The sequence below is a fragment of the Clostridiisalibacter paucivorans DSM 22131 genome, assembly GCF_000620125.1.
Lineage (GTDB): Bacteria > Bacillota > Clostridia > Tissierellales > Clostridiisalibacteraceae > Clostridiisalibacter > Clostridiisalibacter paucivorans.
The window spans coordinates 1-17,941 of the sequence record NZ_JHVL01000014.1 but is presented as its reverse complement, the minus strand read 5'-3'; the positions used below and the strand labels follow the sequence as shown (position 1 = coordinate 17,941).

At 29.6% G+C, this 17,941-nt stretch carries 15 protein-coding genes and 1 pseudogene; 3 read left to right on the top strand and 13 right to left on the bottom strand.

Going from position 1 to position 17,941, the window contains the following annotated elements; all coding sequences use genetic code 11:
- Positions 1 to 52: 52 nt before the first annotated feature.
- Complete coding sequence (locus tag Q326_RS0106695) at positions 53 to 433, bottom strand: RidA family protein (protein ID WP_026894674.1); 381 nt, start codon at positions 431 to 433, stop codon at positions 53 to 55.
- A gap of 285 nt (positions 434 to 718) precedes the next feature.
- Here Q326_RS0106695 and Q326_RS0106690 point away from each other — a divergent pair, with 285 nt between their 5' ends.
- Positions 719 to 1,405, top strand: coding sequence for a helix-turn-helix transcriptional regulator (locus Q326_RS0106690; RefSeq protein ID WP_026894673.1), 687 nt, complete (start codon positions 719 to 721; stop codon positions 1,403 to 1,405).
- Between the two features lie 17 nt (positions 1,406 to 1,422).
- On the opposite strand, the gene Q326_RS0106685 is transcribed toward Q326_RS0106690, so the two are convergent.
- The 6 genes from Q326_RS0106685 to Q326_RS0106655 all read right to left on the bottom strand — a co-directional run bounded on the left by Q326_RS0106685 (position 1,423) and on the right by Q326_RS0106655 (position 9,341).
- Entirely contained in the window at positions 1,423 to 2,487 is a 1,065-nt protein-coding gene (locus tag Q326_RS0106685) for a GGDEF domain-containing protein (protein WP_026894672.1), read from the bottom strand.
- Between the two features lie 198 nt (positions 2,488 to 2,685).
- Positions 2,686 to 4,683 (bottom strand): FtsX-like permease family protein, encoded by a 1,998-nt coding sequence (locus tag Q326_RS0106680; RefSeq protein ID WP_026894671.1) that lies wholly within the window; start codon positions 4,681 to 4,683, stop codon positions 2,686 to 2,688.
- Positions 4,673 to 5,440, bottom strand: a complete 768-nt coding sequence (locus tag Q326_RS0106675; protein ID WP_026894670.1) for an ABC transporter ATP-binding protein — start codon at positions 5,438 to 5,440, stop codon at positions 4,673 to 4,675. Before Q326_RS0106675 ends, Q326_RS0106680 begins: the two co-directional genes overlap by 11 nt.
- 163 nt (positions 5,441 to 5,603) lie before the next feature.
- Positions 5,604 to 6,620 (bottom strand): sensor histidine kinase, encoded by a 1,017-nt coding sequence (locus Q326_RS0106670; protein WP_026894669.1) that lies wholly within the window; start codon positions 6,618 to 6,620, stop codon positions 5,604 to 5,606.
- Positions 6,617 to 7,285, bottom strand: coding sequence for a response regulator transcription factor (locus Q326_RS0106665; RefSeq protein ID WP_026894668.1), 669 nt, complete (start codon positions 7,283 to 7,285; stop codon positions 6,617 to 6,619). The genes Q326_RS0106670 and Q326_RS0106665 overlap by 4 nt, the downstream gene beginning before the upstream one ends.
- A 256-nt stretch (positions 7,286 to 7,541) precedes the next feature.
- Positions 7,542 to 9,341 (bottom strand): flavocytochrome c, encoded by a 1,800-nt coding sequence (locus Q326_RS0106655; RefSeq protein ID WP_026894667.1) that lies wholly within the window; start codon positions 9,339 to 9,341, stop codon positions 7,542 to 7,544.
- A 269-nt stretch (positions 9,342 to 9,610) separates the two neighbouring features.
- Here Q326_RS0106655 and Q326_RS0106650 point away from each other — a divergent pair, with 269 nt between their 5' ends.
- Entirely contained in the window at positions 9,611 to 10,192 is a 582-nt protein-coding gene (locus tag Q326_RS0106650) for a TetR/AcrR family transcriptional regulator (RefSeq protein ID WP_026894666.1), read from the top strand.
- A gap of 49 nt (positions 10,193 to 10,241) precedes the next feature.
- Here Q326_RS0106650 and Q326_RS0106645 read toward each other — a convergent pair whose 3' ends face one another.
- From Q326_RS0106645 to Q326_RS0106630, 4 genes are read right to left on the bottom strand one after another with little or no spacing between them, the layout of a single operon-like run.
- The gene (locus Q326_RS0106645; RefSeq protein ID WP_026894665.1) at positions 10,242 to 11,105 is read right to left on the bottom strand and encodes a DUF4438 domain-containing protein; all 864 of its coding nucleotides are present in this window, start codon (positions 11,103 to 11,105) and stop codon (positions 10,242 to 10,244) included.
- Positions 11,106 to 11,128: 23 nt separating this feature from the next.
- Entirely contained in the window at positions 11,129 to 12,529 is a 1,401-nt protein-coding gene (locus Q326_RS0106640) for a hypothetical protein (RefSeq protein ID WP_026894664.1), read from the bottom strand.
- Between the two features lie 39 nt (positions 12,530 to 12,568).
- Positions 12,569 to 13,147 carry a GDSL-type esterase/lipase family protein gene (locus Q326_RS0106635; RefSeq protein ID WP_026894663.1) on the bottom strand — a complete coding sequence of 193 codons (579 nt, stop codon included), beginning with the start codon at positions 13,145 to 13,147 and terminating at the stop codon, positions 12,569 to 12,571.
- A gap of 56 nt (positions 13,148 to 13,203) precedes the next feature.
- The gene (locus Q326_RS0106630; RefSeq protein ID WP_026894662.1) at positions 13,204 to 13,749 is read right to left on the bottom strand and encodes a YcxB family protein; all 546 of its coding nucleotides are present in this window, start codon (positions 13,747 to 13,749) and stop codon (positions 13,204 to 13,206) included.
- A 326-nt stretch (positions 13,750 to 14,075) separates the two neighbouring features.
- On the opposite strand from Q326_RS0106630, the pseudogene Q326_RS18880 reads away from it, so the two are divergent.
- Positions 14,076 to 15,593 (top strand): annotated as a pseudogene (locus Q326_RS18880) (BCCT family transporter).
- Positions 15,594 to 15,696: 103 nt separating this feature from the next.
- On the opposite strand, the gene Q326_RS0106620 reads toward Q326_RS18880, so the two are convergent.
- Together Q326_RS0106620 and Q326_RS16890 are read right to left on the bottom strand one after the other, a co-directional pair.
- A complete protein-coding gene (locus Q326_RS0106620) occupies positions 15,697 to 16,833 on the bottom strand; it encodes an MFS transporter (protein WP_026894661.1) in 1,137 nt (378 codons plus the stop codon).
- Between the two features lie 134 nt (positions 16,834 to 16,967).
- Complete coding sequence (locus tag Q326_RS16890; RefSeq protein WP_051531259.1) at positions 16,968 to 17,444, bottom strand: hypothetical protein; 477 nt, start codon at positions 17,442 to 17,444, stop codon at positions 16,968 to 16,970.
- Positions 17,445 to 17,941: the final 497 nt, after the last annotated feature.

The window sequence follows — 17,941 nt, the reverse complement described above, 5'->3', positions numbered from 1 at the left end:
TGATATTTCTCCAATCAAAATACAACTTGCCTAACAAGTCCCCCTTTATTTACTATTTTACTGCAATAGCTTCTATCTCTACCAATGCATCTTTAGGTAATCTTGCCACTTCTATAGCTGATCGCGCTGGATAATTACCATCTCCAAATACACTGCCATATACCTCATTCATATCGCTAAAATTATTCATATCACTTAGAAAAACCGTTGTCTTTAGTACTTTGTCTAGACCTGATCCTTGAGATTTTAATATTTGTTTTAAATTTTCAAGGGATTGATTAGTTTGCTCCTTAATTCCCCCAGCTACAAATGCTCCTGTATTAGGATTAATAGGTAACTGTCCCGAAACAAATATCAGTCCATCTACTATAGTACCTTGAGAATATGGTCCTATAGCAGCAGGTGCCTTTTTTGTATCAATAATTTTTTTCATATACTTCCCTCCTCGAATATAATTTTATCATTGTTATAATATTCAGTCAATTGTTTATAATAATTTTTTATTATTCCATCATCATCTTTTGTTATTTTTAGGTTGATTTACACCTCTTAAATACTAACATACCGTTATTTGAAACATTATTTATCATCATAATAAAAAATTATTATAAATATACTCATTTATTGCTTTTTTTCTGTTACTATGCTAATCTATTGTATAAAACATATCAATTATAATATTTGTTTTTATAATATATATTAAGGACAGGTGAAATATATGGATGATCTGATGTTAAAGCACTATAGTATACTTGTAGAATTTTTAGGAAAAACATTGGGACCAGATTATGAAATAGCATTACATGATATCAAAGACCCTACAAATTCCATTGTTGCTATTGCCAATAGTCATGTCAGTGGTAGGACTATTGGTGCTCCGATGACAAATCTGGGTTTAAATGTGATGTCCGATAAGAGTTATCTGGATACTGATTATAGGCTTAACTACAATGGCATTTCTAAAGAACAGCGGATACTGAGATGCTCCACATTATTTATAAAAGATGAAAATAATGAACTTGTAGGTATGTTATGTATCAATTTTGATGATAAAAGATATGTGGACATAAGTAACCAAATACTAAAACTCTGTCATCCTGATAAGTTAATTGAACAAAATAGTAGACACAGTTCTATAAATTCCCTTTTGCAAGATGCAGAGACATTTTCCGACTCCATTGTTGAAACCACAGCATCTGTACTGAATAAAGTTTTAAATGAAAATAATATTCCTATTGACAGACTCACTCAGGAAGAAAGACTTAAAATAGTTGATATTTTAAACCAAAAGGGTATATTTATGCTTAAAGGAGCCGTAAGTGAAGTAGCAAAACAGCTTCATTGTTCAGAACCCAGTATATACAGGTATCTAAATAAGTTAAATAAAGATAAAAGTGATGACTAATTTAAATCTCTATTTTTTTACAAAAATATATACATATCCTTCCCTCTGTTTTTAGATTCATAGAGAGCTAAATCTACCCTCTTAAATACATCCTTTGTATTGTCCTTCTCTAAAATCTGGGTTATACCAATACTTACTGTAATGACTCTATTTCCTTCTATCTGTATCTCCCTTGCCTTTTTATGTAATTTCAGTATATGTGACTTTACTTCAACTGCATTTCCAAAAAATATAATAGCAAATTCATCTCCGCCCCACCTTGATATAATACTGGTTTGTGGCATAATAGCTTGGGTTATTTTTCCTAGCTTATATATAACTTCATCTCCTGTGCTATGTCCATATGTGTCATTGATGCCTTTAAAATTATCTATATCAAATAATATTATATGTATTTCTTCATAAATATATCTTTTTTCTAATATAATTTCTTTTAGTCTTGAATCAAAAATTCTTCTATTATATAATCCAGTAAGTCCATCTGTATTAGCTATTAGCTCAAGCTGTTTATTCAGCTTTTTTAATTCCTCACTATATTCATTAAGTTTTTCCTTTTCCTCATTATATGCATCGGCAAACTGTTTTAATAACAAATATCCTCCCAACAAAGTTAATGGTATCTGCACCAGTCTATCATAAAATTGTTGGTTAGAACTATGTACCCTCATTATCTCAGGATAATAATATTCTAATGAAAATAGAATTGTAAAACTTGAAATTAACATAATAATAAGCAATTTTCTTAATCTTTTATGAAAGAAAAAAGTTATACAAATCATCACTATAAATATATATGCTATGGTATTATTACTGCTCCCCCCTGAATCAATCCAACCATATGGGATAATTACAAATATAATAACTAAAAAATAAATTAACTTTAAATATTTTATTAATAATGGTGATTTCATAGACTTGATGACAATACTAGATAATATAATAATAAATGCCCATTTTATGTTTACATATAGAGAAAATCCAATGGCTATATTCAACACAATAGTAATTACAGATACCACTATAGCTAATAATACAATTATTCTGAATAATTTGTTCTCTAATTGAACATTTTTATCATTCATCCCTGTCACCTTTACTCTTTATTTCTATAAAATAATAATTAGTTCAGATGGAGATTGTCCTTCATCTGAACTAAATTTTTATAAAAAACAAGCCCTTTATTTTTTCATTTTATAGAAAAATATCCCATATATTTGTTAACATTTATATTATATACTTTGTTCTTATTCTTTACAAGGATGACCATATTTTCCCTTTATTTAATTTTTTATTATTATATTTTTACAGCCAAAATAAGTTGCTATGAAATACCCTCCATATATTACTACAAAGAACCCAGTTGTAGCAAGTATACTATGCCATAAATCTACCTTACCAAATATTTTAATCACATCATTAACTGCTGACAATCCCACAATTGAATGAACAATAGCAAGACTCAAAGGCATCAAGAAATATATAAATATTTGTGTAAATAAAGCACTATTAATCATAGACCTTTCTGTACCTATTTTTCTTAATAAATCATATCTCTTTTTATTATCTGCAGCCTCAGATAATTGTTGGAGTGCAAGGATTGCAACACAGGCTACTAAAAATACAAGTCCAAGATAAATAGCAATAAAGGTCACTATGGTCTTTGTAGACACCGCCTGAGTATACGTGGCTAATTTTGAGATATAGAAAAGAAATGGTGCTTCTTGTTTATTATCTTCTTCATAATATTTCTTATTGATTTTATCCATAGCTTCATCAATTTCTACGGGGTCAACGGTATCTTTGTAATTAATATTCAATACAGAGCTATCCAAATAAAGTCCATCTATTAATTTGTCATTTACAATAACTGTTCCCATATTTGAAGCTATTACATTATTATCAAATGTTGTTTCCAATACATCTTTTATACCTAATTTTAGAGTTTTCCCATTGATTGATATATTAATATCATTCTCTATAGTATATTTTAATAAATCTAATATTTCTTTACTGGAACAGCTTATTGCATATTCATCTTTATCAAGTGTAATTGGTTCTTTCCCTTGCATTTTAAGAATATTATTATAATCACTAATACTAATTACATCTATTTTTTCATTTCCCATAATCTCATAATTACTATCTTTATAGTCAGGTGACAATATTTTGTCATATGTTTGTTCTGCCTTATATATATTATACTGTTCATATTCCTTTACTTTATCGCCAAGGGGATATTCCTTATCTATACCTTCATATATATTTTTTCCTGTATCACGATATAAAAAGAAGCTATTGTCAAAGGGGGTCCCTTTTTTTAATGTTTGAGAAAGGACATTATTTAAACTCATACCACTTGATAAAGTACCTATACTAAAAAGTAAGACTATACATATTACACTCATGGAAATATAGTTGGTATTAATCTTACTATTTAATTGTCTTAAAATAAATATATTTAGTTTCCTAAAATATAGTCCTTTATTATTTTGAACAAATTTCAATATAAATCCTGATAATGACATGAAAAACAATAGTGTTCCTATTACACCAAAGACAATACTAAATGTAAAATATCTATTTAAATCAAGCATACCATTTGTCAATATGAGATAGTAAGAAATGCCCAGACTTATAACTGATAATACAAACAATATCAATGACATAAATATATTTTTTGTCTTAAATGTTTCGTTTTTGTTTTCTGCATATAATAAATCAATCAATTTACCTTTACTTACTGATATAAAATTAAATACCATTACAACTAAAAATATTATTCCAAAATACAATATGGCCTTCATACTGGCCTTCAAAGAAAATATAAATTTATAAGATGTCATGTCTGCTTCAAACATTTTTGCTGTGAATATGGACATAATCTGGGACAAAAATATGCCTGCTATTAATCCTACAATCAAAGCAAATATGCCAATAAATAATGTCTCTAGAATTAGAATCAGTGATATTGAGCTTTTCTCCATACCGAGAGTCATATATATCCCCAACTCTTTTTTCCTTCGTCTAATCAAAAAATTATTTGCATAAACTATCAAAAATCCCAATACCACTGATACAAACATAGACATATAACTAAGTATTGCTACTAATAACTCCATAGCTTCATTTTTAGTCTTTGTAGCCTCCATTAATTCTCTTTGAGATTCTATTGAATTAAACATATAAAATATACATACTGCAAAAACAAGGGTTAAAAAATATATAGTATAGTCTTTAAAACTTTTTTTTACATTTCCTATGGCAAGTTTAGATAACATCACTGTTATCGCCCCCTAATAATGTTACAACATCAATTATTCTATTAAAAAACTCTTTTCTCGAATCATTTCCTCTAATTAATTCAGTAAAAATCTTTCCGTCTTTTAAGAAAAGTATCCTCTTAGAATAACTGGCAGCAAAGGCATCATGAGTCACCATTAGAATAGTAGCACCTTCTTCATCATTTAATTTCTCAAAACTTTCAAGCAATATCCTTGAAGATTTGGAGTCTAAAGCACCTGTTGGCTCATCTGCAAGTATAAGTTTCGGTCCAGTTATCATTGCTCTAGCAGATGCCACCCTTTGTTTCTGCCCACCTGACATTTGATATGGATATTTTTTCAACACTTCCATTATTTCAAGCTTTTCTGCCATATTCATAACCTTATTATCAATCTCTTTTGCAGGATATTTCATTATAGTAAGGGCAATTGCAATATTTTCATATGCTGTAAGTGTATCTAAAAGATTGTAGTCTTGAAATATAAACCCCAATTGTTCTCTCCTAAATTGTGAAAGTTTTTTGCTCTTTAATGTAGTAATATCTTTTCCATCTATATATATATGACCAGCAGTTACAGTGTCTATTGTAGATACACAGTTTAAAAGAGTAGTCTTACCACTGCCACTAGCCCCCATAATCCCAACAAACTCTCCATTGTCAACAGAAAAGCTTACCTTATTTAATGCCTTGGTCATGTATTTTTTATTACCATAATATTTTTCAATATTTTCCACTTCTAACACTTTTGCCATTTTAAAACTCCTCTTTTATAATAGTATTTATAATATGTGAACTTCATTTTTTATTATACAAATAACTCTCCTTTGCTACCATAACTATTCCTTACATTAAACTTACATTTTTGAAAGTTTTCTAATATAGATTATTGCATATTAAAAAGAATCGCATTTTTTTTTACGATTCTTCAAAATTTATCATTCTATTCTTAGGAAATGTAATATTTACTGTAGTCCCAATGTCAATATTGGATTGAATATTTATTTCTAGTCCCATCTTATCACAAAGTTTATTGCAAAGATAAAGTCCTATACCTGTGGATTTCTTAAATCTTCGTCCATTTTCTCCAGTAAACCCCTTATCAAATACTTTACCTATATCTTTATCGCTAATACCTATTCCATTGTCTTTTATATATAGTACTACTTTATTATCCCATTCTTCTGCAGAAAAATCTAAATCTAAATTTTCTTTCCTATATTTAATTGAATTTTCTATAATTTGACCTAAAACAAATTTTATCCACTTTATATCTGCAAGTACTATTATATCTAGATTTCTTTTAGATATTTTTACATTATTCTGTATAAGAGTCTTTGAATGTTTTTTTATTGCTTCATTGACAATATACTCTAAATTAGTTTTCTTGATTATATAATCACTTTCAAGATTATTTACTTTAGAATAATAAAGTGCCTGTTCTATATATCCATCTATTTTTTCAATCTCTTCTAATAAATTAAGTGTAATCTCATTTTTATTGTTTTCAATAATCAGCCTACTTGATGCAAGGGGTGTTTTAACCTCATGTACCCAAGTCTCGATATATTCCTTATACTCTTGAGATAAAATCTCATGCTTTAATATTTCATCATTCATTGATTTATTTGAAAATTTTAGTGCATCATAAAATATTTGCCCCTCAATGAAACTCGGCCTGCTTATAATTTCAGATAAAAGATATTTTTTATCAAGGCTTCTAATACTTGTATCAATATCGTTATAAAAACGCCATTTCCTAATGTATTCAAAAGTCAAAGAAAAAATCATGCCTAAAATATTTATTGTAACAATCACTATTATAATATATATATTTAAATTAAATGCCCAAAGTATGATTGATTCAAATATAGTAATTAATAATACTATGATAAAAAACATACCTTTATCTTTTAAAAATTCTATTATTCTCATAGTACAATATACCCCTGACCTCTTTTAGTCATAATAAAGTCCTCTATCCCAATAGATTTTAATTTTTCACGAAGTCTTGCAATGTTTACAGTCAACGTATTATCATCAATAAACTGATCACTCTGCCAAAGCTCATTCATAATTTCATTACGAGAGACTATGCTACCTTTCTGTTTCATGAGCAAATTCAATATCCTCAATTCATTTTTTGTAAGCTCTGTCTCTTTGCCTTCATGTAATACCACTCCTTTGGATATATCAAGTACAACACCATTGTGCTCCACCTTTTCTATAAAATTCTGACCTCTATATCTATTTAAAACCGATTTTATCCTTGCAAGGAGAATTTGAGAGTTATAAGGCTTAGTAACAAAGTCGTCTGCACCTAAATTTATTCCCATAATTTCATCTAAATCCGTATCTCTACTTGTAACCACAATAATAGGAATATCTGATATACTTCTAATTTCTTTACAAATATAATATCCATCAAAATATGGAAGATTAATGTCCAAAAGTATAATATCTGGATCTTCATTTAATGCTATTTCTATTATATTTCTAAAATCATCACTATAACTACACTCATAGCCATATCGACCTAAAAATATAGCTAGTTGATTTCTTATTTTTTTATCATCCTCTATTATAAATATTTTTGCCATAGTTCACCTCATATTTAAATATACTATTATCACATAATATCAAGTATACTATTTGCTTTACAGTATATCATATGTAGATAAACCTAATTTAATAAAATTTAAAATATCATCAATAATTTTTTTAACTACTAACCTCTATTTTATAACTTCTCCTACCAATAATGTATTGTATACATCTCTTTGATTAAAAACATATTGGGGTTGCAAATGAACTAATTCACTTGCAACCCCAATATATCCATTCATTATAATTTAATTATTTTTCCTTTGCAGCATTTTCACCAGCTATTCTTCCAAATACAGTTATATCTGCTAATGCATTGCCACCTAGACGATTTGTACCATGAATACCACCTGTAGCCTCACCAGCTGCATATAGTCCAGATATTATATTGCCATCTTTGTCTAATACTTGTGCCTTCGTATTGATTTCAATTCCACCCATTGTATGATGTACTGTTGGCACACGACCACCTGCATAATAAGGAGGTGCATCTAATTTATCTGCAAATAATGTCCTTCCAAAGGCATCTGGTTCTCCTTTTTCTACTGCTTTATTAAATTCTTCTACTGATTTAACAAGATTATCGGCATCTACATCTATTTTTTCTGCCAATTCTTCCAGTGTTTCTCCTTTATATGCCCTTCCTTGTTCTAAAAGTTCAGCAATTGTTTCATTGAAGTTATTTGTAGTATCCTCTGTTGGATAAGAATGTTTATCCACTATTACCCACATAAAGGAATCTTCTTGTTCCATTAACGCCTGTGTCATTACATCTCTACGGGCTCCTTCATCTACAAAACGGTTACCACTTTTATTAACAAATATACGATTCTCAACACCTTGTTCGATATTACCACTGAGACTTCCAGTTTCAGGATCTCCCATTGGAAGCAACTGAATATTTTCCATTCCAACTAAATTTGCTCCTATACCTTCAGCCATAACTAATCCATCTCCTGTAGCCCCTGGATGATTAGTTGTATTTATATTAGTAAGGTCAGGCCAAATTTCATTGTATTGATTTCTCATTTCAACATTGGCTCCAAATCCACCAGCTGCAATGACTACAGCTTTATTTGAATTAACAATGACATCTCCTTCTATACCCCTTGCCTTTACTCCTACGACTCTATCATCGTCCATCATAAGTTCCTTTGCTTCTGTATCGAGCAATACCTCAATGCCATCGTTTTCCTCAATATAATTTGAATATGTATCTATAAAACCAGTTCCCAATGGTGCAGAAGGTTTATGTGCCCTTGGCCATAGACCACCTAAGACTGTAAATACTTCATCATTGAATTCCATGCCTAACCCTTCAAGCCATTCAATACCCGGATATGCTCCCTCTACAAGGGTTTTTATCAATTCAGGGTTACCAGCCTTATCTCCTCCCTCATATGTCTGAGTATAATATTTTTCTATAGAGTCTTCAATCTCCTGTTTTGATTGCCTTCCAGGATCTACTGCATTGTATGCCCCACCAGAAAGGATTGTATTTCCTCCAAGCCTTGGCATTTTCTCAAGTACTAACACCTCGGCACCATTTTCATGGGCAGTTACTGCTGCTGCCAATCCTGCTCCTCCACCACCGATAACAACTACATCAGTTGTATATTCTTTAGTCTCTTTTGATCCCTTTTCATCCTCTTTTTTTACCTTTAGTGCCTCAATATCAGCATCGGCTTGCTTTAATGCCTCTGTTACTGCTACAATAATAGCATCGCTTGTCACAGTAGCACCAGATATAGTATCCACTGCCAAACTTTGTTCATCTACAATAGCCTTTGGTATTCTTTCTATTGCTGGATCTGATATGCCAGGACTCTCTTTATGTTCAATTACCTTTACTTCCTTAATTGTGTTTTCGTCAACTGTAACCTCAACATTTAACTCTCCATTATGTGCATCAGTTGTCGCAGTATAAGTTCCTGCTTTAAACATGGCTGCTGTCTCTTCAGCAGGTTGAGACCCACAAGCAGCTGTCAATGCAACTAACATAATACATAGTACCGCAGAAATTATCCTTTTTGCTTTTCTATTACTTTTCATTTTACATTCCTCCCTTTTTTACAAAATTTACCTCATAGTTTACAACCCTTTAGTATAATTTTTATGGGTAGATTAATGATGAACGTATTCACCGAATACATTCATTATATATAGTTGTTAACAATTAGTCAATCTATTAAATCTATAGTTATTTTAAAAATTTCTTATAACTATTTATATATCTTGTCCTATCACTGTATGTGTTTGACTTTTAATATTGATCTAGTATAATTTATTATGGGATATATTTTTTAAAGAGGACTGTTTTTATGAAAAAATTAACTAAGAGACAGATTCAGGCACAAAATACTCAACAACGAGTATATAAAACAGCTGTAGCTTTGATGAGTGAAAAAGGATTTCAAAATATTACAGTATCAGAAATTTGCAAAAAAGCTGGAGTCTCTGTTGGGACTTTTTATAATTATTTTGAATCAAAAAATGATATACTTGATGAAATCTTTAAACTTGCAGATGATTATTTTTATAATATGGTGTCAAATCAATTAACAGGAAGCACTGCTGAAGATAAGATAATTGAATTCTTTCATGCCTATGCTAAATATAATTTCGATAATGGCATTGATTTTATAAAACAGTTATTCAATGTTCACACTAAAGTATTTAAGGCAAAGGGAAGACATATGCAGACCGTATTAAAAGATATTATTATACAAGGTCAAAAAAATGGAGAAATTCATGGGGATATGTCCTCCGATGAAATTGTAGAATATTTATTTATAGCTGTAAGGGGTATCATTTATGACTGGTGTTTACATGACGGTGAATATGGTTTAATAGAATTTGTTAATAAATATGTTAAACGATTAGTTAAGATATTTGTATACTAAAAAAGTTAGATTATAATCTAACTTTTTTAGTATATATTAGCAAAGCATTTTATACAATATCTAAGTAATGTGCTATATTTGCATTTTCTGTTTTTATTCCCTTTATCAATCTGTCCTTGGAACTCATAATGACAGTAATGCCAGGACCATGACCAGATTTTATACAATCACTATGGACAACTATTCCTATTGATACAGCACCCTTCAAATACTGACGTCCATTTGTATTATCACAATCCCTCAACAGTACTAAATCTCCAAACCTAAGTTTATCTATTCCGAACTCTTTATTTGCACCTTTATCACCTGTCATTATATCGTAATCCCCTGAGAACGCTGTAGCACTTCCCACTCCTGAACCCATAAGATATGCAGGTATTTCTGTCACTACAGGAACCTCTAGAATTTTGTCGTCATTTTGTTTAATGCCTATTTTGTCAAATAAATTGGGGTCTATATTCATACACTTTACATCTTCAATACCTTCTATTTTTAATCCTTGACCATGGGATTTTACCAATATAGAATCTCCTATTGCCATCTTTTCCATATCTTCTTCATCAAAATATATCAGGACATGTTCTATTCCACCATGCATACCTGTTACATAGCCCTTTGCTCCTTTAGCTTCACCAGATACAACTCTAGCCTCATTGCCTATACAAGACAGTAGCATAAGAGCATTATTTTCGCTAACATTATCATTTTTGATGCTGACTCCTGGTTCTATATGATCTCCTACTAAATCCATGCATGAGTCACCAATTTTAAAATTATATGTAATCCCTCCAGTTGCAGGTATAATCTCTGCTATACCTTCCCTATTAACTCTAAATAATTTAGATGCTACAGGGCTATGAATCTTGCCTTGAACTGATTGCATAACTAGTTTTTCACTATTTGTCTTAACCATATACATTTCCTCCCTTAAATCTATTATAAACTATTCTTTTTCCTTCTATATATAATTATAATAACTAATAAAATTATAAATACTACCATACCTATAGCTACAGGAGTAAAGTACCCAAAGGTATTTTTAAATCTTCCATGGACTCTATCCATTAATGTCACTTTTTCATTTGAATATAGAGTAAATGATAAATCCTGTTCTGGTAGATCTGATAATTCTGCTGTATAAAAACCATCTTTATGTCTATCAAATTCGATATTACTACTTACTATATATGGTGCCTCCTTTGGTGGAATAATCTTTATACTTAAATCTTTAAAATTTCTCCAATTTTTAGCAGGATTTAATATATAATCAAATGAATATAATGGGTCTGGAGTTTCTGTCATATCCATAGTTCCAGATGTATTATATACTACTGTTATGTCTTTTTCACTCTTTTTAGGAAAATAAACATCATATACTAAAGTCAAAATTCGATTATAATTACTTTGTCCCATTATATCATCCTTATAGATATACCCCTTATTTGCATCAAACATATTATCTAATAATTTAGCATACATATTATACAATTGTGTATTAAACTTTTCATTTCCATATTCTATATCTTCCTTTATATGTTCTACTAAATATGATTTAAACTTTGTTTTTTCCGTATATATTTCGTACCTATATAAATCAGTTTCCTTTTTAAACTCTCCATCTATATACCCATTTATATCTAAATCAATATCTTCTCCAATTACAAAGATTTCTAACATTTTAGGCTTATAACATCGTGCAGCAATTTTTATCTCCTTATTATTTCGTTGATAACTATTAAAACCATCAACAAAAATTTTAGTTTTTTGATGATTAAAGCTAAAATCAATAGCAAAGTTTATCCGTTGCTCACTTGTGGGTATTACTTTGATTTTGTATAGCTTTCCTATCTCATTTTCAGTAAAATTCCTCGGACTGTAAGTTTTATCTGTTATTTCATCTACGATACTTTTAAAATCAAATTTTACCTGCTTATCATCCATAGGTAATCTATTGTAATTATTCAATCCATCTCCTATATAAATGCTATAAGGTAATGAAAGACCATCAGCATTTATAGTCACTTCCTCTTTTAATATATTATTAATATTACTAACCAAAGGAAATGCCATCTCCACATTCTGTCCCTCATCTGTATTGTTAACCATTTCATAAGTTGCTCTAACTTTTCCATTAACAGTATAATAGGCATTATCATTGTTAGAAAAGTCGAATACAAGATATTCTTTTTTTATTTCAATAGGGGATTCTTCTTCAATTATCATTATATCTGAAGATGGATACCCTTTCCAATATACCGGTCCTGAATTGGCAAAAATAGTAACTGAATATGAAAATACCATGATCATAATTATAATAATTGAAACTAACCTTTTCAATATAATCACCCCTAAATATTTTAACTGCCATTATAAAAATTACTCAAACACTCTGCTTTTTATAACCTGTTCTGCCATCAAAAGATTCCCTTTAGCAGTAGGATGAAGACCATCTATGTAATATTTTGATGCATTGGCATTATTTACTATATCAGTAAAAAGTCCATAAAAGTCTATGATATCTATATCCTTTTTATTGGCAAATTCATACATATAATTTCGGTATAATTGGATTTGATCATTTATCCAGACATAGTCAGTGCCATCTGTCCAAAATTTACTGGCCATTTCTGGATATGTTAATGGCTGTATTCCTATAATCGGAATTATATTATTATATGATGCTAATTGAACCATTTTTATAATATTATCTTTCATTTTTTTAGGAGCCCTTTCAAAAATTAAGTCATTACTGCCTCCCATAATAAATACCTTATCAGGCCTTTTAGATAAAACATTTCTTTGAAATCTATTTATAATCTGGGTAGTGGTCTCTCCACTTACTCCTCTATTTATTATATTTGAAGCCAATCTATTATTTAAAATTTCAGTCCATCTATTATTTTTCTCCACTCCATATCCAAATGTAAGGCTATCTCCAATACAAACTATTTCCACCTCAATACCCTCCCCTTATATTGCTATATTATAAACTACTAGCTATTAGCTACTAACTATTTTCCTGTTAAATACGTTTGTCTATATTTATCTTTCATATTTTTTCTATATAAATCTTTTAACTTCTTTATTGTCCCACTATCCATATCTTTTTTTCTTATTAATGACGCTTGATTTATATTGAAATAATTAATAAAATAATCCTTTGTCTCCAATACCTGATAAAATTGATTATAATTAATTTTACTCTCTCCCTCAAATGCTGTACTTTTTATAATTAAAAAGTCATCATAAAAATCTAATATCTCTTGTGCATTAAATACACCTGCTTTATCTGTATTAATTCTCTGTTTGTTCTTTCTCTCAACTTTGAATATTATTACAATGATGGCTACGACTGCCAATGCCACCCAAAAAAATAAAAATCTTTTCATATTGAATTCCTTTTCTCTATAAATCAGAAAGACAGACATTATTCCAGAAATCACAAGTATAAATGGGATTATCATTTTATTCCGTAAAAAAGTAGCTATATATAAAAATTTATGATAATCTTCTTTTCCCATGGACGTTTTGACTGTAAATAGTTTTTTCTCATTCATATATACACCTCTATTTGTTATGTAATAAACTTCTAGTTTAATTATAATTCAGGTAATTAGCCATTACTTTAACAATAATATTACCACATGTCTCTGTATTTAGTAAATAGAATCACTTTTATGATTTCCAATGAATATATGGTGATTTGTAACTATATGTATATTTTTTTAAATAATCCCTTTATTTTTTGATTTTATTGCTTTTTATGATATAGTTATTAACTGTGTTGTAATTTTGAAATAAAAATCAAACATCTTTTAAGGTGTTAGAAAATCTAGGAGGTTATTTTTTGAATTTAAAAAAGGAAATTGATTGGCCTGTATTAATGATAAGTGGTGGACTCCTTGTCCTATTTGTATTGACTTCATTAATAAATGCCGATCTTGTTAGTAATGTTGTAAATTATTGTTTTGGACTGTCCGTAAAATATTTTGGTTCTTTTTGGCAAGTATTAATGTTAGTTACTTTTTTTGTTGCTATTGGTATGGCCATATCTAATTTGGGAAATATTCGACTTGGAAATTTAGATTCTCCTGAAATGAGTACTTTTAGATGGATAGCAATTATTATGTGTACACTTCTTGCTGGGGGTGGTGTGTTTTGGGCTGCAGCTGAGCCTATATACCACTTTATATCTTCTCCACCTGTATTCGATGGTGTTGATTCAGCCTCTAAAAGTGCAGTCGTGCCTGCTTTATCTCAATCTTTCATGCATTGGGGATTTCTAGCTTGGGCTATTTTAGGAACATTAAGTTCTGTAGTCTTAATGTATGGACATTACAATAAAGGTATGCCCCTTAAACCTCGTACACTGCTTTATCCTATCTTTGGTGATAAAATAATGGAAAATAGTATATTGGGAACCCTTGTGGACTCTTTTTCCATTATAGCAGTTGCTGCAGGTACAATAGGTCCCATAGGTTTTCTTGGATTACAGGCGGCATATGGACTTGAAAGTCTCTTTGGAATTCCAAATGTCTATCTAACCCAGGTATTTATTATATTTGGACTTGTAACAGTATCTGCTATCTCTGCTGTATCAGGTATTGATAAGGGAATTCAAATTTTAAGTAGATTTAATATTATCCTTACATTTATATTAGTTATAGCTATGATATTTTTAGGTCCTGGCGGATTTATATTTGATTCATTCCTAAATACTATAGGTGTCTACACAAAAGACTTCTTAAAGATGAGCCTTTATCGTGGTGATAAAAGCTGGCTTTCATCTTGGACTGTATTCTTCTGGGGATGATTTATTGGATATGGACCTATGATGGCTATCTTTATAAGTCGTATTTCCAGAGGGAGAACATTAAGGGAATTATTTATTGCAGTAGCAGTAATTGCCCCTATTGTTACAAACTTTTGGTTTACAGTTATAGGTGGTTCAGGAATATTTTTCGAAATGCAAAATCCAGGGGTTATTTCCAATGCGTTAAACAGTGCTGGCATGCCTGCCGCAATGATTGCCATCACTAAACAGTTACCCTTTGGATTATTCATGGCAACAGCATTTCTATTTGTAACTGTTTCCTTTGTTGCTACAACTGGTGATTCCATGGCCTATACCATATCTATGGCCATTACAGGAAATGATAACCCTAAAAGTAGCATTAGAGTGTTTTGGGCCCTTGTCATGGGATTTGTGGCTGCAATACTGCTCAAAATTGGTGAAGGAAGCGTTGATGCTTTACAATCATTTATCGTTGTAACTGCAGTCCCTGTTTCCATTATACTATTACCAATGGTTTGGTTATCTCCAAAGGTTGCTAAATTAATGGCCAAAGAACAAAATATTGTTACTGAATATAAAGGTGAACTTTTAAAAAAAGCTAGCTAAAAAAGACAATATATGATTATAAATCATTTTATAAATGGTGCCAGTGTAATATTACACTGGCACCATTTATTTATGCTGTAATCAAAAAAGCAACTAATTGTCTTTACTTTAATAAACTTGCATTCATTTTAAACTTGATAAAAATCGATAACAATATCAATATCATACTTGAAAAATAAAAACTTTGATCCACGCCTATCCTATCCCATATTTGACTTATAATTATCTGCCCCAATATACTTCCTATGGCTATACTTACTCTAAACCTAGATAATCTTCCACCAATATTTGTAAAGAGACTCCTATTTATCCTGTCCCTTGAATATATATCTGTTATATTAGATATCAACTCAAATATGAACCACAGTACTACTATTATTGTCAATCTATTTATCTTTGTAAATAGTAACATCAATATCCCTTGAAGGAAAAATGATATGATGAACATATTTTTCAACTGCATATTTGTAAATTTATCATATATTTTTGCTGCAATTATATTAGATATACCATATACAACAAAAAATATTAGTCCTACACCTTCTATTTCTACTCTATAAGCATCGTGCAAAAATATTATTATTCTATTTATTATTAGAGCAATTCCAAAGGCTTCAATGGTATAAACCAGTGTAATTTCTTTTAGCCATTTTAGATCAATATCCTCTTCCCTATCCTTTGTTTTTCGTTGATTAATATTGCTAAGTCTACATAGATATATTGTAGAATATAGTTCTATCAGCCCAGATATGATAAATATCAAAGGAATGCTATTGGTATATATATATATCCACATTAATGCAAAACCACCAATTGATGCACCTATACTCACTCTAATATTTTCTTTAGATATATAATCCTTATATTCACTCTCTTTTATAGTTTCTCTCTTATAGGGCTCCAATGAACTCAAATATAATTTAGTAAACAATGATTTGAAAAATATAAAGATATATAAAATGTATATATTATGTACAAGTCCATATGAACTCAAAAAAATTGCTGAACCTATATTCCCTAGAATTATAAGTTTAATACGGTCTTTTTTATCACTTAGATAGGAAAAGTAATAATCAATTACGGTATTTATTAGTATGGGAATTGCAAATGCTATGGCTATAGTAATCATGTTTTCTGTCTGTTCCCATATATAAAAGGAAAGAAAAATAAAGATTACACCTGAGTCAAAATTCCCCCAAAAGCTATGTTTTAATAGGTATTTATACATATTTTTCTCCATAGTTTAACCCCTTGAAAATATTATATATAATATTTCGCCTTTTAAATACCTTATACCTCTAAATGTATTTGTAAATTAGTATTAAATAAATAAAGGCACAATATTTTAGTTGAAATATTGTGCCTTTATTATATTTACCATCTACCCATCATACTGCCATGACCTCTTCCATGCATCCTTCCCATTGAATTATGCATTCGTGTCATTTCATCTCTGTCTATTGACTCCATCATTTCGCCCATATACTGATAATCATTGTCATTCATAATTTCAATCATTTCATCATAATCCTCTTGTGACATATTATTCATATACTCTGTCATATTATTGTAATTATCTGTTTCCATATGTCTCACAGCATCATTGTCTCTCATAATTCTAATCATGTCACTATGCATATACTCTGAAGGTCTATCAATCTGTTGATTATAATGTCTTTTTCCAAAATCATTATTTGAAATTCTATTTGTCTCGTTAAACCTTGAACCCATCATATTTGTGTCTCTATTGTAGATACTACCATTATTAAAATTGCTTGCAAATGCTACACCACCTATAGCACCCACTGTAATTACTGCTGCACCTAATATTGCTAAAAATTTATTTTTCATAATTTATTCCTCCTATTTTTGGTGGTTAAAATATAGTTTTTATAATAGAATCAATCTATTTCTAACCACATCTTTTCTTTGATTCCATTATAGTGAACAATTTTGAAGAAAATATGAAGATTAGTTTTTTATTATATTTTTTCTTTAATCTTATATAAAAAAAAGGGGCTGTTTCATAACTGATTAATCAGTTATGAAACGCCTCTTTTATTATGTTCAAGTTAACAACTGAAGTACCTAAGTTTCAATAAATTCAAATATATTTTTCTTAGCCTAATTTTAGGTATAGCAAACAAAACTTAAATATTTTTAAGTTTTATTCTATTTATTATATTTTTTATAATTAAATTGCCTCTTTATATTTCACGAAACCCAGTTTATTAGATTTCATTTTATTACTTAATTTTTTTATATTTATGGCAAAACTTAATAATTTCATCTCTGCAACGATTTTTTCCATGCTCTTATGTCTAAATCTTAAATATCTCATTCCTGAT

What these genes read in the sequence shown, in the direction of transcription:
- Q326_RS0106695 (WP_026894674.1), bottom strand. Translation starts at nt 433, where the DNA reads ATGAAAAAAATTATTGATACAAAAAAGGCACCTGCTGCTATAGGACCA.
- Q326_RS0106690 (WP_026894673.1), top strand. Translation starts at nt 719, where the DNA reads ATGGATGATCTGATGTTAAAGCACTATAGTATACTTGTAGAATTTTTA.
- Q326_RS0106685 (WP_026894672.1), bottom strand. Translation starts at nt 2,487, where the DNA reads ATGAATGATAAAAATGTTCAATTAGAGAACAAATTATTCAGAATAATT.
- Q326_RS0106680 (WP_026894671.1), bottom strand. Translation starts at nt 4,683, where the DNA reads ATGTTATCTAAACTTGCCATAGGAAATGTAAAAAAAAGTTTTAAAGAC.
- Q326_RS0106675 (WP_026894670.1), bottom strand. Translation starts at nt 5,440, where the DNA reads ATGGCAAAAGTGTTAGAAGTGGAAAATATTGAAAAATATTATGGTAAT.
- Q326_RS0106670 (WP_026894669.1), bottom strand. Translation starts at nt 6,620, where the DNA reads ATGAGAATAATAGAATTTTTAAAAGATAAAGGTATGTTTTTTATCATA.
- Q326_RS0106665 (WP_026894668.1), bottom strand. Translation starts at nt 7,285, where the DNA reads ATGGCAAAAATATTTATAATAGAGGATGATAAAAAAATAAGAAATCAA.
- Q326_RS0106655 (WP_026894667.1), bottom strand. Translation starts at nt 9,341, where the DNA reads ATGAAAAGTAATAGAAAAGCAAAAAGGATAATTTCTGCGGTACTATGT.
- Q326_RS0106650 (WP_026894666.1), top strand. Translation starts at nt 9,611, where the DNA reads ATGAAAAAATTAACTAAGAGACAGATTCAGGCACAAAATACTCAACAA.
- Q326_RS0106645 (WP_026894665.1), bottom strand. Translation starts at nt 11,105, where the DNA reads ATGGTTAAGACAAATAGTGAAAAACTAGTTATGCAATCAGTTCAAGGC.
- Q326_RS0106630 (WP_026894662.1), bottom strand. Translation starts at nt 13,749, where the DNA reads ATGAATGAGAAAAAACTATTTACAGTCAAAACGTCCATGGGAAAAGAA.
- Q326_RS0106620 (WP_026894661.1), bottom strand. Translation starts at nt 16,833, where the DNA reads ATGGAGAAAAATATGTATAAATACCTATTAAAACATAGCTTTTGGGGG.
- Q326_RS16890 (WP_051531259.1), bottom strand. Translation starts at nt 17,444, where the DNA reads ATGAAAAATAAATTTTTAGCAATATTAGGTGCAGCAGTAATTACAGTG.